This is a genomic window from Acinetobacter gyllenbergii (genome assembly GCF_001682515.1).
Taxonomy (GTDB): domain Bacteria; phylum Pseudomonadota; class Gammaproteobacteria; order Pseudomonadales; family Moraxellaceae; genus Acinetobacter; species Acinetobacter gyllenbergii.
In genome coordinates this window covers 38706-54732 of sequence record NZ_KV575271.1, presented here as the reverse complement: position 1 = coordinate 54732, position 16027 = coordinate 38706, and the positions used below count along the sequence as shown (strand labels likewise).

At 36.4% G+C, this 16027-nt stretch carries 15 protein-coding genes; 3 read left to right on the top strand and 12 right to left on the bottom strand.

Annotated features, from left to right (window positions below; genetic code table 11):
• Positions 1–2: 2 nt before the first annotated feature.
• The 12 genes from galU to pseB form a co-directional block, all read right to left on the bottom strand.
• Complete coding sequence (gene galU / locus NG55_RS18990; protein ID WP_032861086.1) at positions 3–878, bottom strand: UTP--glucose-1-phosphate uridylyltransferase GalU; 876 nt, start codon at positions 876–878, stop codon at positions 3–5.
• Between the two features lie 27 nt (positions 879–905).
• The gene (locus NG55_RS18985) at positions 906–1526 is read right to left on the bottom strand and encodes a sugar transferase (RefSeq protein ID WP_065344122.1); all 621 of its coding nucleotides are present in this window, start codon (positions 1524–1526) and stop codon (positions 906–908) included.
• Between the two features lie 12 nt (positions 1527–1538).
• A complete protein-coding gene (locus NG55_RS18980) occupies positions 1539–2369 on the bottom strand; it encodes a glycosyltransferase (RefSeq protein WP_065344121.1) in 831 nt (276 codons plus the stop codon).
• 71 nt (positions 2370–2440) lie between these two features.
• Positions 2441–3424: an EpsG family protein gene (locus NG55_RS18975; RefSeq protein WP_228704202.1), complete on the bottom strand. Its 984-nt coding sequence runs from the start codon at positions 3422–3424 to the stop codon at positions 2441–2443.
• A gap of 48 nt (positions 3425–3472) precedes the next feature.
• A complete protein-coding gene (locus NG55_RS18970) occupies positions 3473–4903 on the bottom strand; it encodes a capsular polysaccharide export protein, LipB/KpsS family (RefSeq protein WP_065344120.1) in 1431 nt (476 codons plus the stop codon).
• Entirely contained in the window at positions 4881–6134 is a 1254-nt protein-coding gene (locus tag NG55_RS18965) for a lipopolysaccharide biosynthesis protein (RefSeq protein WP_016542509.1), read from the bottom strand. Before NG55_RS18965 ends, NG55_RS18970 begins: the two co-directional genes overlap by 23 nt.
• Positions 6131–7183 carry a pseudaminic acid synthase gene (gene pseI / locus NG55_RS18960; RefSeq protein ID WP_065344119.1) on the bottom strand — a complete coding sequence of 351 codons (1053 nt, stop codon included), beginning with the start codon at positions 7181–7183 and terminating at the stop codon, positions 6131–6133. The genes NG55_RS18965 and pseI overlap by 4 nt, the downstream gene beginning before the upstream one ends.
• A 1-nt stretch (position 7184) precedes the next feature.
• Positions 7185–7700, bottom strand: a complete 516-nt coding sequence (gene pseH / locus NG55_RS18955; protein WP_065344118.1) for a UDP-4-amino-4,6-dideoxy-N-acetyl-beta-L-altrosamine N-acetyltransferase — start codon at positions 7698–7700, stop codon at positions 7185–7187.
• Positions 7694–8791: a UDP-2,4-diacetamido-2,4,6-trideoxy-beta-L-altropyranose hydrolase gene (pseG, locus tag NG55_RS18950; protein ID WP_065344117.1), complete on the bottom strand. Its 1098-nt coding sequence runs from the start codon at positions 8789–8791 to the stop codon at positions 7694–7696. Before pseG ends, pseH begins: the two co-directional genes overlap by 7 nt.
• A 3-nt stretch (positions 8792–8794) precedes the next feature.
• Positions 8795–9487, bottom strand: a complete 693-nt coding sequence (pseF, locus tag NG55_RS18945; protein ID WP_065344116.1) for a pseudaminic acid cytidylyltransferase — start codon at positions 9485–9487, stop codon at positions 8795–8797.
• Between the two features lie 2 nt (positions 9488–9489).
• The gene (gene pseC / locus NG55_RS18940) at positions 9490–10650 is read right to left on the bottom strand and encodes a UDP-4-amino-4,6-dideoxy-N-acetyl-beta-L-altrosamine transaminase (RefSeq protein WP_016542504.1); all 1161 of its coding nucleotides are present in this window, start codon (positions 10648–10650) and stop codon (positions 9490–9492) included.
• A gap of 1 nt (position 10651) precedes the next feature.
• Positions 10652–11650 (bottom strand): UDP-N-acetylglucosamine 4,6-dehydratase (inverting), encoded by a 999-nt coding sequence (pseB, locus tag NG55_RS18935; RefSeq protein ID WP_016542503.1) that lies wholly within the window; start codon positions 11648–11650, stop codon positions 10652–10654.
• A 633-nt stretch (positions 11651–12283) separates the two neighbouring features.
• Here pseB and NG55_RS18930 point away from each other — a divergent pair.
• From NG55_RS18930 to NG55_RS18920, 3 genes are read left to right on the top strand one after another with little or no spacing between them, the layout of a single operon-like run.
• Positions 12284–13384, top strand: coding sequence for a polysaccharide biosynthesis/export family protein (locus tag NG55_RS18930; protein ID WP_065344115.1), 1101 nt, complete (start codon positions 12284–12286; stop codon positions 13382–13384).
• Positions 13385–13389: 5 nt separating this feature from the next.
• Positions 13390–13818 carry a low molecular weight protein-tyrosine-phosphatase gene (locus NG55_RS18925; protein ID WP_065344114.1) on the top strand — a complete coding sequence of 143 codons (429 nt, stop codon included), beginning with the start codon at positions 13390–13392 and terminating at the stop codon, positions 13816–13818.
• Between the two features lie 17 nt (positions 13819–13835).
• Positions 13836–16022: a polysaccharide biosynthesis tyrosine autokinase gene (locus NG55_RS18920; protein ID WP_065344113.1), complete on the top strand. Its 2187-nt coding sequence runs from the start codon at positions 13836–13838 to the stop codon at positions 16020–16022.
• The last annotated feature ends 5 nt before the right edge of the window (positions 16023–16027 follow it).

The window sequence follows — 16027 nt, the reverse complement described above, 5'->3', positions numbered from 1 at the left end:
ATCTAGAGAGCCAGCTCTTTGATTAAGCTTTTAAAATCTTCGCCAAGTTTTGGATGTTCAATGCCATAGTGTAATACAGCTTTTAGATAACCCAGCTTACTACCACAGTCAAAGGTCTGCCCCTTCATACGATACGCTTCAACCGCTTCCGATTGCTGTAATGCTGCAATCGCATCAGTCAGTTGAATTTCATTGCCCGCTCCACGTGGGGTATGTGCTAGAAGCTCCATAATCTGAGCAGGTAGGATATAACGACCGACAACAGACAAGTTTGAAGGCGCGGTACCTACTGCAGGTTTCTCTACAATACCCTGCATGACGATACTTTCACCTTCATTTGGAGAAACAGCTACATCTACAATGCCATACTGGTCAACCAAGTGATCTGGCACGGCCTCAACCATAATCTGTGCAGCCTGAGATTGATCAAACCGTTGAATCATCAGAGATAAATCATTCTCAGCAGTCTGATTTTTAACTAAAACATCAGGTAATAACACGGCAAAAGCCTCATCACCTACAATATCTTTAGCACACAATACCGCATGCCCAAGACCTAAAGGCTGTGGTTGGCGCACACTGATAACACTGACATGTTTTGGTAAAATATCAGTGATCTCTTTCAGCAGATCAAACTTCTTTTTCTGCTCTAAGGTTGTTTCTAACTCAAAATTACGATCAAAATAATTTTCAATTGATGCCTTTGATGAGTGCGTCACTAAAATAATTTGTTCAATACCTGCTTCAACAGCCTCTCGAACTACATATTCAATTGCGGGACGGTCAACAACGGTCACCATTTCCTTTGGAATAGATTTGCTTGCTGGTAGGAATCGGGTACCTAAACCTGCGACGGGTAAAATTGCTTTTTTGATCATCATCATTATTACTTAAAAAATAAATCGTTACTTCACAGATTGGTCAACATTATCTTGAGATCCATTTCCCTTAAACAGTGAGGGTCCAACATGACCAGGAGCATTAATTCCCTCTCTCCTCAACATCACTTTAACGGTCTGGAACATCAATTTAAAGTCAACCCAAGTATTGTGATTATCAACATACCACACATCACATTTGAATCGTTCTTCATAATCCAGTTCATTACGCCCACTCACTTGAGCCAGTCCTGTCATTCCAGGACGGACTTCTAAGCGACGAGCTTGTTCTGGGGAATATAGTTCAACAAAATCTTTGAGCATTGGACGAGGTCCGACCACACTCATGTCGCCTTTTAATACATTCAGTAGCTGCGGCATTTCATCTAGACTGGTTGAACGTAGTTTTTGACCAAACGGTGTTATACGAGCTTCGTCAGGTAATGGATTTCCTTCTGCATCAAAAGCATCCTTCATTGAACGGAACTTGATCATTTTAAATAATTTTCCGTCCTTCCCAGGTCTTTCTTGATAAAAGAATATTGGAGATCCTAGATTCTTACGTACCTTAAAAGCTACAATTATAAATATTGGCGACAACACTACTAAAGCTATTAAAGAGATAACTATGTCGACTAAGCGCTTCATATTTTCATTCACTCATTTTTTAATATCTTTACGAAGAAAGCTATTATAAATTTTCCCTAGCATATTTGCTGGCAACAGCCTAAATGCAGACCTTACCAAGAACAGCATGTTAGCATATAGAGGATTTTGTAACTTTAGCTGTTTCTTTAAATCTAGTAACTGTTTTTCACTTTTAATATATTCGAAACCTTTACGACGTGCATGCATACCATTGCCAACACGAGCATATAGCAGAACATCTGGCAAGTTCGCCACCTTATGGTTGTTACCGATCACACGCAACCATAAATTATAGTCTTCCATGAACAAATGATGTTGGTATCCACCAAGAGCTAAAATAACTTCACGTTTGTAAGCGACGGTCATATGGTTAAAAGGGCATCGTTTTTTTGCAAATTCTTTAATTTCTTCATAAGTTAGTGGTACAGCTTTCAAGACATTGGCATCAGAGATATCCTGATCAAATTCCATCACCTGCCCACTAAACAATACTACATCTGGATGCTGTTGTATGAAAGCAGCCTGCTTTTCAAAACGATCAGCGGTACAGATGTCGTCCGTATCCATACGAAAGACCCAATCGTAACTACAATGTTTTAAACCTTCATTTAATGCTTTTCCAAGTCCAACATTTTGAGGGAGTGCGATAATTTTTAGCGTCTCACCAATTTTTGACTGCCAATTTTGTACGCAAGCAGTAAGTTCTCCACCTATGGGACCATCAAGTACTAATACAATTTCTGTAGGCTTCTGTACCTGTTGAGTCCAAATGCTTTCAAAACATTGATCAAAGTATTCACTTTTTTCCTTATGATATAAGGATAATAAGATAGAAAAAAACACATCAGCACCTCTCAAAAAGAAAATTTATATACTTGGACAATCTCTTACTCAAAAAATTATTTTCACTAATATCACGCTGTTTTATTTAGCAGCATTAAGAATGCAGAAGAAAAAATAAAGGTTGGTATTAAAGAAAAAATCACCAATATGATGCGAAATAATAGAATATTTTTCCTATTATCCTCAATAAACCAATAAATAGAATACAATAAAAATGAGAGTGCTATCATGCAAATTCTTTTTGCTGGTGCACCAGCAAGAAACAAAGACGAAAAAGCTGAAACGAGAACACAATAAAAATTAATATAATATAAATCTATGTTCTTTTTATATAAAACAAGCTTATTTAAAAACAAAAAGATAGTTACGATTACACAAATTACAGCAAGGAATAAAAATGGAGAAACCTCTCCTGTGTCCACTTCGGATTTCGACCCTGAAAATAGAACCATTAAAGCAATAGATATAAAAGAAAAAACTATAAACAAGAATTGAAAGAAAGTTTTTTTAATAAATAGAATCGGTAAAAAAACAATACTCACATTATGTATAAAAAGTGAAATCAAGTATATTAGCCTTGAACCATTGCGATTATGGTACAGCATAAAAAAACAAACAAACAAAGCTATGGTAGCTAAAAATTGACGATAAACATTCAAAAAACCCATCAGATTAGGAAAGAACAGAATAAACAACAAAATAAAATATGGCTTAATTTTATACTTATATCCTGCAAAAACCAAAGCCGATAAAAACACAGTATCTAAAACAATAAATACCAGTACATTGCTATGTAAAAGTTCAAACAAATATTTACTAGAGAGCCAATAGACTGGCTCTCTTAAAGTGTAAAAAGTTTTATAAAAGCTCCAGTCATATGTCATTGCTTCAGAATAAACAAGCATATCTTGTTGCAATACAGCATTTCGAGATACTATAGACCAAGTGATTAGACATGCCCACAAAAACACATAAAGTAATTTTTGCCTACTATCAAAAAAAGTCAATATAATCGTTATTATACACAATACACAATATGCAAATAAAATCACCATCAACCTCTTTTAATATAGTTTAAATAGAAAATAAACATAAGTTAGGTTTTAAACTCGCATATTTTCTTGAATATTCATAGCAAGCTTGTCAAAAAAAACTTTATTAGGCTCATATTCAACCATATTAAAGTTAAGAATCCCCTCATAGGTTACACGTCTATAAGCAACAATATCTGCCACGTTCTCTGTAAAAGCAGTGGGGTTTTCTAAGCAAGATTTAAGACTATCAAAATTTTCTAGACGAACAACATTAGAAAAATTTTGATAGAAAACATTTCCTAATAAATATACAGGCTTACCTAAGATAAGAGCTTCATAACCAGCAGTACTATTAACCGTAATCACACCAGCAGAATATTTTATTAAATCCTTAATGTTATACTCTGCGGGAATTAATCTAACTGCAGGCAATGCTGAAATTTTTCGATAAAACTCATCGGAGTTTAAGCCTATAGCACTTCTATGATCTTTCACATACAAATATTGCCCAAACGGCAAATTATTAGAAATATTTAATATATTGTGATACTCATTCGTATATTGAGGGGCTAATACTGACGTTGATGATTCAGGATGATAGTGCATAGGATAGACATAAAACCTATGTTGCTGTTTAATCTCATTAACCTCACTCACCTTCAAAAAGTATTTTTTTGTTTTTTTATGGTTTAATCTTCTATTTATAGCAACTTTCAAAGCCGACAAAATTCTCAAAAACAGAAGCCCACTAGCATAATCTGAGCTTGCTCCATATTTAATATCAGCTTTTATAGACCTGAGAATTTTATAAAAAATATTAGAACTCACCTTATTCAACAAAGAAACATTATCTAAACCATTTTGTTTCATATAGTCGGGTTCGATTTTATTAATATTAGATTTATAATCTTTATACCAACTTATTTCTTCTTCTGTAAGCGGCTTTTTCTTCACCTGCTCTAAATCTACTAATAAATCATCAATAATAGAAGTTTGAATTTCATAACGTCCAGGTATACGTGATGCAATTAAACCAAAATACTTTTTACCTAACGTTTGAGCTACTCTATATGCTGAGTACTCAAAACTATTGGAAATATTTTCATACAACACGAGGTCGATATTTTTTTCTGTTATAATTTTATAAAAAAAACTATCCATCTTTTTACGGATCTTTACCCACTCTTCAGCATCTTTTTCCAAATTATAACCATGAGTTAAAAATCGATCAAAATCTGAATAAAAATACTCCCCCCAAGTACAATCAAAAAGAAACTCACCATTAGATTGAAAGCTTTCTTCTTGACTATTTTTAAAAAAAACGTCGAAAAAGTAACTATTAGAGGATTCATCTATTTCAGGAATTGGAAATAAAATTTTATTTTTTTCCGTATCATATGCGTAATATACACTATGACCTAAATCCACCAACGATTTAGCAACATTATAGAAAAAATATTTATAATTTTTCGCGGGATTAACTAGAATAAGAATGTTCATATCTCTTTAACAATCTCCAAGAATAGATATATTTCGACAAAAACAAGAAAGAGAATGAAACTAATAGTGCAACAAATATCCCATAATCTTCCCGCAACAATCCAATCAGACCAAAACAGAATAAAAGAAAGATAACTAAACTAGATATTTGAGTTACAATAATAGGCTTATCTGCATCCAAGGCATATAGAATATAATGAGGGATCATGCTAAAAGCATATAAGACCTGCACTAACATTAACAAATAAAAGTAATTTAGATAAGAATTAAAAATATCTTTTCCAATTAGCTTCAACAATAAATCAATAAAAATATATGCGCTAAAATTAATCAAAACCAATAAAAACGCTACTTTTTTATATAGTTTCTTTATAAGTTCCCTATGCTTATTGTCTCGTGTATTCATTGATCTCACTAGTTCAGGGTAATCAAATGAAAAAACTGCTGCATCCATAAAACTCATTGTTGCAGCAGCTAACGAAGCAAAAAAGACATACGCTGCTAAAATATTAGCGTCATAAAAATATTCTAGTATGTAGCGATCACCAGTAAATATTGCGCGTACAGCCAAAGTACCTAGCATAAAAGGCAAGCAAATTTTTAGCCCCTTCCAGATCCAGCTCCAATTCACTTGTTGAAATAAGTAAAGACGAACCTGCTCTCGATAAAGCAGAATAATGCTTAATACAAAACATAATACTTCAGCAATTATCCAAACATTTAAAACATCCATTAAAGTTAAATTAACATGCAAAAAATGCATGAGAATTATAATAAAACTCCAACCACCAGAGCGTACAAACAACAGCAAATTAGAACTAATTGGTTTTTTCAACACAATTAATAAACGCGTAAACTCTTGATTTAAATGCTCAAGTATAATTAGCCCATAAAATGGAATAAGGTATTCCAGTGACAAAAAATCTTTAAAGAAAATAATAGACAAAGTAGGTAAAGCAAATAGATAAGCAAAACATAGCAGTTGTGCATGACTACTCACAATAGTATTTCTTTGAGTATCTGAACTTTTCAGTAGTTCTCGATTGCTGTAAACATAAAAATCAAGCCCGATAAAATACATAGCAAAATTAATTGTCGCAGCAATCAACCCATATAATCCTAGCTCTGCAACTGTTAAAAATTTAGCCAGAAAAACAATTAAAATAAATTTACTGGCTAAATTTAATCCTCGTACTGCTAGATTAAATATGGATAATAAATGTTTTTTCATCTATCAATACAATCAAAACTTGTAGCTGTATTTTTTGAAATATCTTGATTAACTCTTTTTCCTAAAAGTTCATCATAAAATTTTGGTGGTAAACCATAACCAGGTCGTACACTACGAATGCAAGATTCATCAATAATATCGCCAGCTTTTAAATCTTTGACAAAATAAAGTGAACGTCTAAATTGAGCATTTCCTTGTTCACTAGACTTTCTACCGTAATCTACATTGCCCAGTGCTTGCCAAGCCGTTTTAGCACCTTGACACAACTGCTGTAGTTCTTTTGGCTCTAAAGAGAAACTATCATCTGGCCCGCCCCCTTTACGATCTAGCGTAAAATGCTTTTCGATGAGACATGCACCCAAAGCAACAGACGTAATTGCAGTCGTATTATCTAGTGTATGATCAGAAAGTCCGACTGGCACATTAAAAGATTTTGCCATATCAACCATGGTGTATAGATTATAATCTTCTGCAGGTGCAGGATAACCGCTTACACAGTGTAGAACCACAAGCTCCTGACAACCACCATCATAAGCAGCTTGAATTGCCTCACCGATCTCATCTTTGTCTGCCATTCCAGTCGAAATAATCATTGGCTTCCCTGTCGAAGCCACATATTTAATTAATGGCAAGTCTACCGCTTCAAAAGAAGCAATTTTATATGCAGGGGCATTCAGATCTTCAAGTAAATCTACTGCTGTTTTATCAAATGGGGAACTAAAAATCGTGATATCTAAAGCACGTGCATGCTCAAAAAGTGGCTTGTGCCATTCCCATGGCATTTGAGCTTTTTGATAAAGTTCATATAAAGACTGGCCGTCCCATAGACCACCACGAATCATAAACTCTTCAGTTTGGCTATTTAGTGTGATGGTATCTGCACTATAAGTTTGTAATTTAATCGCATCGGCACCACAGCGCTTAGCTTCTTCAATAATTTTAAGTGCCGTATCTAAGCTGCCGTTATGATTTGCAGAAAGCTCAGCAATAATATACGGTGGAAAGCCTGTACCAATATCACGATTATTAATTGTAATTTTTTTGCTCATTTCATTTATCCTCTAACCATTCTGCTTGTAGCAAACCAAACTGATATATATCAAATGTGCCTCGATGATCTTTGAAATGCTTTCTCAACAAACCCTCTTGGACAAAACCCATTTTTTTATGGAAACTTAATGATTTTTCATTAAATGCCAAAACCTGACCAAAAATCTTATCGAGTCCAAGCTCCTCAAATGCAAGGGTTAATGCAGCGCTCCCTAATAAATGCCCCATTCCCTTTTCTGCATCAGGTTTCACATAGAAGCCCCACTCATATGCCGTACTATTTGGAATAGCAACAAAAGAGATGTAGCCTTGCGGTCGCTGCTGATATTCAAAAATATAGAACAAGCGGTCAGCTCTATTCTTATTTCTCTCAAACCAAGCAAGATGGTCACTTAAAGCAATTACATCCGAGTTAACCATCCACTTGCGAATATCATCATGGTTACGCCATTGCAGTACCATTTCCAGATCATCATCACTCAATACTCTGAGCTGTGCATCTTTTAGATCTAACATGCATTAAATTCCTCAGAAAAAATGATTTGCAACAATAAATCTGCACCAATACCATCCGTAATAGCTAAGGCCTTTTGATGCATGAGTTGCAATCGTTCTTGATCAAGCTGTTGTAATATCTGTAATAGCTTTGCATCAATTTCTGTTTGATCTAGGGAGATCGTTACCCCCAGATCATGTAAATATTTTGCTATCATTTTCTGATTATCTGCCATACAAATCATAATTGTAGGCAGGCCTAAACAGCTTCGCTCCCAAGCTGTACTACCGGCAGCACCTATTGCTAAATCATGCTCAAGCATTAAATCTGCCATATTATTGGCATTAATCAAAATATGATTGCTGAATGGTAAATTCTTTGATTGCTCCAGAATAGACTCTTTCCAAGGTGCATTTACCCCCATGACGACAGTAATAGATAAATGCTGTTGCTGTGGACTACGTGATAAAACGTCCAACACGCTGCCTGTTAAGTTATCTTTATCTATTCCACCTAAATTCACCAAAATTTTTAACTTATCATGGTGATAGGTTTTTGGATGCTGCTCTAGCCATAATCGTTTGCTACGAAATTCGGGGCGCAATAAAGCATAGCGTGGCCCCATTAAATAATGGCCTTTACGGTTATTTAATTTCTCATAATCTGAAGATGTATGTGCTAAGCCACAATCCAAAATGATATCAGCATCATGTAAACGATTTGCCAAATCATCAATAACGACAATGCGTTTAGCTAACGGACGAACAACTTGTTGCCATACTGCGGACAAAGCATAATGATCAACAATAATCCAATCTACAGGCTGTTCAGTTAAAATTGCTAATGTTTCTTGAGCATCTTTTTGTTCTGTTACCCCTAACCAGCGTTGGTATTCGGACAACTCAGAACTGGTATTAAGCACAGGCTCAGGTAAGGTATAGACGGCATAACCACGTTGTCTAACAAACTCAATTAAATTACCGTGATGCTCGCGACATATAAAATAGGCCTCGTGTCCATGTCTAGCCAAAGCGTCTGCTATCGTTAAACAACGTACCACATGCCCTGAACCTATTTGTAAAGATGCATCAGCTCGAAAACAAAACTTCATCGTTTATACGTCTAATAATAATTGTGCCATCAACTCTGCACGATGCCAGTCATCTGGAGTATCAATATCCTGAACTCGTGTTCTAGATAATTCAACAATTCTTGATCTATTAGAGAAAATTACAGACTTATCTAACCATGCCTGTGCAGTTCCCCAATAAAACTGGCCAGCATCATGCCATGCCTCTTCCAAATCTTGAGAGCGTTTATTAAAGTTTTCAGGCTGGAACATTTCAACATTTCCATCTTGATTTAATTTAATTGCTCTTTGAATCGGAAACGCAAATGTTGTTGCACTAAATGCATAATCTAGCGGATGGTTTTGCAACAACTTGAGCCCAGTTTTCAAATCATCTGTTTGTACAAATGGTGCTGTTGCATATAGGCAACAGACATAATCTGGTCGTTGTCCCTGCAATTGTGCAAAAGCGTGTGTTGCATGCTGCATGACATCAGCAGTTGTTGCAAAATCATCGGACAAATGAGCAGGCCGCATGAATGGAATTTTTGCTCCATATTCTCTTGCAATATCTGCAATTTCCTCATCATCAGTTGAAACCCACACCTCATCAAAACATTCACTTTTCAGTGCAGCCTCTATAGACCATGCGATCATCGGCTTACCATAAAAGTCTTTAATGTTTTTACGAGGGATTCTTTTGCTTCCTCCTCGTGCAGGAATAACAGCCAGTTGCATTGTTATACCAAAACCTCTTTTAGTGTTTGGTAGATATACTGGATTTGCTCATCATTCAAATCAGGAAACATCGGTAAACTAATTGCTGTTTCATAATAAGCTTCTGCTTCTGGGAAATCGCCTTGCTTAAAGCCTAACTGCGCATAATAAGGTTGAACATGGACAGGAATATAATGCACATTTACGCCGATACCCTTTTCTCGCAATGCTTCAAAGATTTCTTTACGGCCTTTACTTAACTCTGTTTGCTTTAAACGAATTACATATAAATGCAATCCAGAATATGTGTCTGGTAATTGATACGGTGTGATTAAAGGTAAATCTTTAAATAATTCATTGTATTTTTTAGCAATCTCGTGTCGCTTAGCAACAAACGTTTCTAAGCGAGCCAACTGTGTAACGCCCAACGCTGCCTGTAATTCAGTCATGCGATAATTGTAACCCAGCTCAACCTGTTGATAGTACCAAGGACCTTCTGAAGGCTTCGTCATAAACTCAGTGTTTCTTGTAACACCGTGGCTTCGCAACAAGTCAATTTTCTTCGCCAATTCGTCATTATTGGTCAGTGCCATTCCACCTTCTGCAGTTGTAATAATTTTAACTGGATGGAAGCTGAAAATCGTAATATCAGAATATTGATTAGAACCAATATACTGGTCTTTATACTTACCACCAATCGCATGAGAGGCATCTTCAATAATGCTAAATCCATACTCTAACGAGAGCGCATGAATCTTTTCCATATCACAAGATTGCCCACACAAATGCACAGGCACTACGATTTTGGGTAGTTTATTATTTTGTTTTGCAAGCTCCAGCTTTGCTTTTAAAGCAGTCACTGAAAGATTATACGTATCTGGGTCTATATCTACAAAATCAACATCGGCTCCACAGTACAAAGCACAATTTGCCGATGCAACAAAAGTAATAGGAGATGTCCAAAGGACATCTCCTTGTTTTAATCCCAAAGCCAAACAAGCCACATGCAAAGCTGATGTCGCACTATTCATAGCAAAGGCATGTTTCGCCCCAACTAATTCTGCGATTGACTTTTCAAACAAAGGAACTTGTGGTCCTTGTGTTAAGAAATCAGATTGAAGAACCTGAACAACTGCATCAACATCAGCCTGATTTATATTTTGTCTGCCATAAGGGATAAACATATTAGATATTTCCTACTTTCTCAGCATTTTGAACTAACCAGTTTTGCAAATCTTCTGGGCTCATCCATTCAGTATTGTTATCGCTAGAATAATGGAAACCTTCTGGAACGCGTTTACCGTCTTTAATACGCTCTTGTGTTTCAGCCCAGTCATTAATCACTGGTAAGATTTTATAATGTTCTGGATACTCATAAGTATAATAAGCGTCTTCAACACTAATCATTTGCTCATGTAGTTTTTCACCAGGTCGAATGCCAACAACTTCTTGTTTCGCTTCTGGTGCAACAACGCTAGCAAGTTCAGTGACTTTCATTGAAGGAATTTTTTTCACATAAATCTCTCCCCCAACCATGTCTTCAAATGCGTGCCAAACAAGCTCTACACCCTGCTCTAACGAGATCATAAAGCGCGTCATACGATCATCAGTAATTGGCAATACACCCTTATCTTTAATTGACATAAAGAAAGGAATCACAGACCCACGAGAGCCCATGACATTCCCATAACGAACCACTGAAAATTTCGTGCCATGTTCACCAGAATATGCATTACCAGCAACAAATAGTTTGTCAGATGCAAGTTTTGTTGCACCATACAAGTTAATTGGGCTACTTGCCTTATCTGTTGAAAGAGCCACGACACCTTTTACATTTTTATCAATACAAGCATCAATAAGGTTCATGGCACCATTGATGTTTGTTTTAATACATTCGAAAGGATTATATTCAGCCGTAGGGACGATCTTTGTAGCAGCAGCATGCACAACATAGTCCACACCATCTAATGCACGATATAAACGCTCTTTATCGCGAACATCGCCAATGAAAAAACGAACACGGCTATCATCTTTGAATTTCTTCGCCATTTCCCATTGCTTCATTTCATCGCGAGAAAAAATAATTATTTTTTTAGGGTTATACTTCGCCAATGTCATTGGGATAAATGTATTACCAAAAGAACCTGTTCCACCTGTTACCAGTATTGTTGAATCTTGTAACATCTCTTCCTCATTTTCAAACAATTGAATTATTAATTAACTAAATCAGAACCGAGCATATGTTTCAAACCCGTTTAAAACACGCTTCAAGTTCAATTCACAGAATATATCGCTTTTTTACCCATCTCTGTTTGTGTACAGGCTTTTACAAATCGTACAATCAACTTATAGCCAGTAATATTACTTTTTAATCACCTGTCATCATCCCTAGTGAGTATATAACTTGCTTTTTTAAGGGCAGAAAAATCCATATTTTGATGTCGTCATAGTAAAAATAGCTTGGCAACCCTATATGCCATAAAAGCAATAATTACTATATCTTCATAATCTCAACATGCTGTATGTTAAGTAGTCACTACTCTAATACAGCTTTTCTCTGGATCAAAATAATTGTTTCAGCCTTTAATGTCGCATATTCATCATCGTGCGTACTATAGCAAATTTTTTATGAATGCCGCATTTCAATTGTATGATGAATGTGTTTCTACTTATAGCTATCAGTTTAGTAATACTAAACCTACAAACCGAAATGATTCTTCTGTGCTTTTTTAAACTTTTTCAGCTAGAATGAGCCGAATTCTAAGTCCAAAGATATGTTGTTGTGTGACAACAGATATAACTATTCAAGGGTCGAGTGTGAAGCATTATCAACTTTTTTCCATTCTTGCGATTAGTCTTAGTGCGACAGCTTGTGCTGTGACTTCAGGCTTGCAAACATATGATATTCCGAGTGAAGGCGTATACACTACCGACCAAGGAACCAATGTTAATGTTATAAAAATTACCCAAGACAATCTACCAGCGATTCAACCCGCTCAAATTGATTATCGAAATAATTACTCGACGCTTTTTAAACAACAACAACTCGCCTATCGCCTGAGCCCTGGTGATGTACTTTCGATTCAACTGTGGGCTTATCCTGAAATTACACCTCTTGTAAATAATCTGAGCAATGATCAATCGATTCAAGCCAATGGTTATCCAATTGACTATAACGGTTTTGTACAAATCCCCTTAGTGGGTCGCTATAAAGCATCAGGAAAAACATTGGCTCAGTTGAATAATGACTTGCGCAGCCAATTTGCTCAGTACCTTAAAAATCCCGATGTGATTGTACGTGTACTGTCTTATCAAGGACAACGCTATTCGGTACAAGGCAGTGTACTTAAAGGCGGCCAATACTTTTTAAATGATCGGCCAGTGAGTATTTATACGGCTTTAGGTATGGCGGGTGGCGTCACGGATAAAGGCGATAATACCTTTATTCAACTGATTCGTGATGGTATCACCTATGACCTCAATACCATTGCACTCGAAAAATCGGGCTATTCTCTACACAAATTACTGGTGCAACCGAATGATACGATTTACGTCAGTCCGAAAGAAAATCAAAAAATCTATGTGATGGGTGAATCAGGTAAAAATCAGGCTTTACCAATGCGCGATCAGGGCATGACCCTCAGTGATGCTTTAGGTGAAAGCTTGGGCTTAAATCCAAACTCTGCTAGTGCTAGCCGCATCTATGTGTTAAGAACCAATCCTAATGATCGTCATACCGAACTCTATCATTTAAATTTAATGAGTCTGGGCGACTTTGGTCTAGCCAATCAATTTAGACTGCGTAGTAATGATATTGTTTATGTCGATGCAACAGGCCTAACTCGCTGGCAGCGTATCATCAATCAAATTATTCCGTTCTCAAATGCTTTATATAACATAGACCGTTTGGGACAATAATTAAAATGGATATTAAAACAATTCTGGTTGTTTGTGTCGGTAACATTTGCCGCAGCCCGATGGCGGAATATCTACTCAAACAACAACACCCAGAGCTGCAGATTGAATCTGCAGGTATTTCTGGGTTGATTGGACATGCTGCCGATGATAAGGCACAACTGTGTATGCAACGCTTAAATATTGATATGAGTCTGCATATTGCAAAAAGACTCAATGCAGAACTGCTGAAACAGGCCGATCTGATTTTAGTGATGAGCAACAATCAACAAAAGCATATTGAGCAAACATGGCCATTTGCAAAAGGGAAAGTATTTCGTCTCGGGCATTGGCAAAATAAAAACGTCCCTGACCCCTACCAACACGATCAAGTTTTTTTTGATAATACCTGTCAACTAATTCAACAGTGCGTTACTGACTGGAAAAATTATATTTAACTTTTTAGATTAAGATTATGAGCCAAAATACCAATACTGAAGATACCATTGACCTCAAAGAGCTGTTCTTTGCCCTCATCGCGCAGTGGAAGCTCGTTGCATTGTGTATTATTCTAAGCTTAGTCATTGCTTTACTGTATCTTCGTGTTACACCAGACACCTATTCTGTTGATGCTTTAGTGCAGGTTGAAGACAGTAAAGGAGCATCTGCTGCTCTTTTAGGTGACTTATCGAATATGATTGAGCAGAAATCACCGGCTCAAGCTGAAATTGAAATTTTAAAATCTCGTTTGGTTTTAGGTTCGGTTATTAAAGATTTACATCTAAATATACAGGTTTCCAGTACCGAAGACACTCTTAGTCATCGTTTATTAAACGATACGAATTATCAAACGAACTATACAAAAAACTCAGTGATATTTAAAGATGGCCTCAAAAGTTTTGAGATTCGTCAATTTGAAGTGCCTTCTTATTACCTCGACAAGCAACTCTCTCTTAATTTTGACAAACAGTCCTTACATTTAACTGATCCAGAAACTGATGAGGTTGTTCTAACAGTGCCCCTTAATCAGTTAAATCAAGTTATGGGAGCCAAAGGCATATGGAAAGTTGGCATTTTTACAAAGGATCAATTATTAGATACAGCCTATAATATTAAAAATTTATCTATGCCTGCAGCTGTTGATGCACTGAGTTCTAACTATTCTGTTGCAGAAAGAGGAAAACTCACTGGTATTTTAGGTCTTGGCTATCAAGGTGAAGATCAAGAACATATTACCAAAGTCTTAAATGCAATATTAGCGACCTATAGCGCACAAAATATTGAGCGTCGCTCAGCCGAGTCAGCGCAAACTTTAAAATTCCTTGATGAACAACTCCCTGAGCTTAAAAAACAACTGGATGATGCAGAGCGTGTCTTCAATAAATTCCGTCAACAATATAATACTGTCGATGTCACCAAAGAGTCTGAACTGTATCTGACCCAAAGTATTACCTTAGAAACCAAAAAAATTGAATTACAACAACAACAAGCAGACCTCGCAGCCAAGTACACTGCTGAGCATCCGGCAATGCGTGAAATCAATGCTCAAATTACCGCATTAAACAAGCAAATCGCTGAATTAAACAATACTTTAAAACAATTGCCAGATGTGCAAAGACAGTACCTACAACTGTATCGTGAAGTTGAAGTCAAAACCCAGCTCTACACTGCGTTATTAAACTCCTACCAACAACTGCGTATTGCCAAAGCAGGTGAGATTGGCAATGTCCGTATTGTGGATACAGCTATAGAGCCTGTAAAACCCATTAAGCCAAGAAAACTCCTGGTTTTGATTCTTGCCATTTTGGCTGGTGGTTTTATTGGGGTCTTAATTGCTCTAATACGTAATATGTTGCGCACAGGCGTAAAAGATTCAACTCAAATTGAGAGTGAGTTTGATCTTCCAGTTTATGCCACTGTACCGCGTTCACCAGTTCAAGAAACACGTATCAACATTTTAAAGAAAAAGAAATCTATTCCTATTCTTGCTGTTAAACATAGTGATGATATTGCTGTTGAAAGCTTACGTAGTATTCGAACCGCGATTCATTTCGCCTTAGCAAGTGCTAAAAATAATATCATTATGATTGCAGGCCCTTCGCCTGAAGTTGGTAAATCGTTTATCTCAACCAACCTAGCCACAATTTTTGCTCAAAGTAATAAAAAAGTCTTACTGATCGATGCGGATATGCGTCGTGGCTATATGCATAAATATTTTAATATAGATGTAAAACCAGGTTTGTCTGAGTATTTAAGTCATCTTGCTGATTTAAACCAAGTCATCCACCAAACGGATGTGGTTGGTTTAAATGTGATTACACGAGGTAAAAGCCCAACCAATCCATCTGAAATGCTCGGTTCAGAACAATTTAAAGCCTTATTGGAACAACTCAGCCAACAATATGATCATATCATTATTGATACTCCACCTGTGTTAGCAGTCACAGATGGTATTATTATTTCTCAATATGCAGGTGTGAATTTACTTGTTGCGCGTTATGCCAAGTCACAAATGAAGGAACTTGAACTGAGTTTGAATCGCTTTGAGCAAGCCAATGTGAAAGTCAATGGCTTTATCCTGAATGATATCCAGCGTTCAAGTGCAGGATATGGTTACGGTTATAACTATTCATATGCGTATAAAGCGCATAAAGAGGATTAAGCCAA

Bases quoted from the DNA above. Each gene is read 5' to 3' on its own strand.
- NG55_RS18985 (WP_065344122.1), bottom strand. From the start codon at position 1,526: ATGAAGCGCTTAGTCGACATAGTTATCTCTTTAATAGCTTTAGTAGTG.
- NG55_RS18970 (WP_065344120.1), bottom strand. From the start codon at position 4,903: ATGAACATTCTTATTCTAGTTAATCCCGCGAAAAATTATAAATATTTT.
- NG55_RS18925 (WP_065344114.1), top strand. From the start codon at position 13,390: ATGGATATTAAAACAATTCTGGTTGTTTGTGTCGGTAACATTTGCCGC.
- NG55_RS18920 (WP_065344113.1), top strand. From the start codon at position 13,836: ATGAGCCAAAATACCAATACTGAAGATACCATTGACCTCAAAGAGCTG.
- pseH (WP_065344118.1), bottom strand. From the start codon at position 7,700: ATGTTAGATCTAAAAGATGCACAGCTCAGAGTATTGAGTGATGATGAT.
- pseG (WP_065344117.1), bottom strand. From the start codon at position 8,791: ATGAAGTTTTGTTTTCGAGCTGATGCATCTTTACAAATAGGTTCAGGG.
- pseI (WP_065344119.1), bottom strand. From the start codon at position 7,183: ATGAGCAAAAAAATTACAATTAATAATCGTGATATTGGTACAGGCTTT.
- galU (WP_032861086.1), bottom strand. From the start codon at position 878: ATGATCAAAAAAGCAATTTTACCCGTCGCAGGTTTAGGTACCCGATTC.
- pseC (WP_016542504.1), bottom strand. From the start codon at position 10,650: ATGTTTATCCCTTATGGCAGACAAAATATAAATCAGGCTGATGTTGAT.
- NG55_RS18965 (WP_016542509.1), bottom strand. From the start codon at position 6,134: ATGAAAAAACATTTATTATCCATATTTAATCTAGCAGTACGAGGATTA.
- NG55_RS18975 (WP_228704202.1), bottom strand. From the start codon at position 3,424: ATGGTGATTTTATTTGCATATTGTGTATTGTGTATAATAACGATTATA.
- pseB (WP_016542503.1), bottom strand. From the start codon at position 11,650: ATGTTACAAGATTCAACAATACTGGTAACAGGTGGAACAGGTTCTTTT.
- pseF (WP_065344116.1), bottom strand. From the start codon at position 9,487: ATGCAACTGGCTGTTATTCCTGCACGAGGAGGAAGCAAAAGAATCCCT.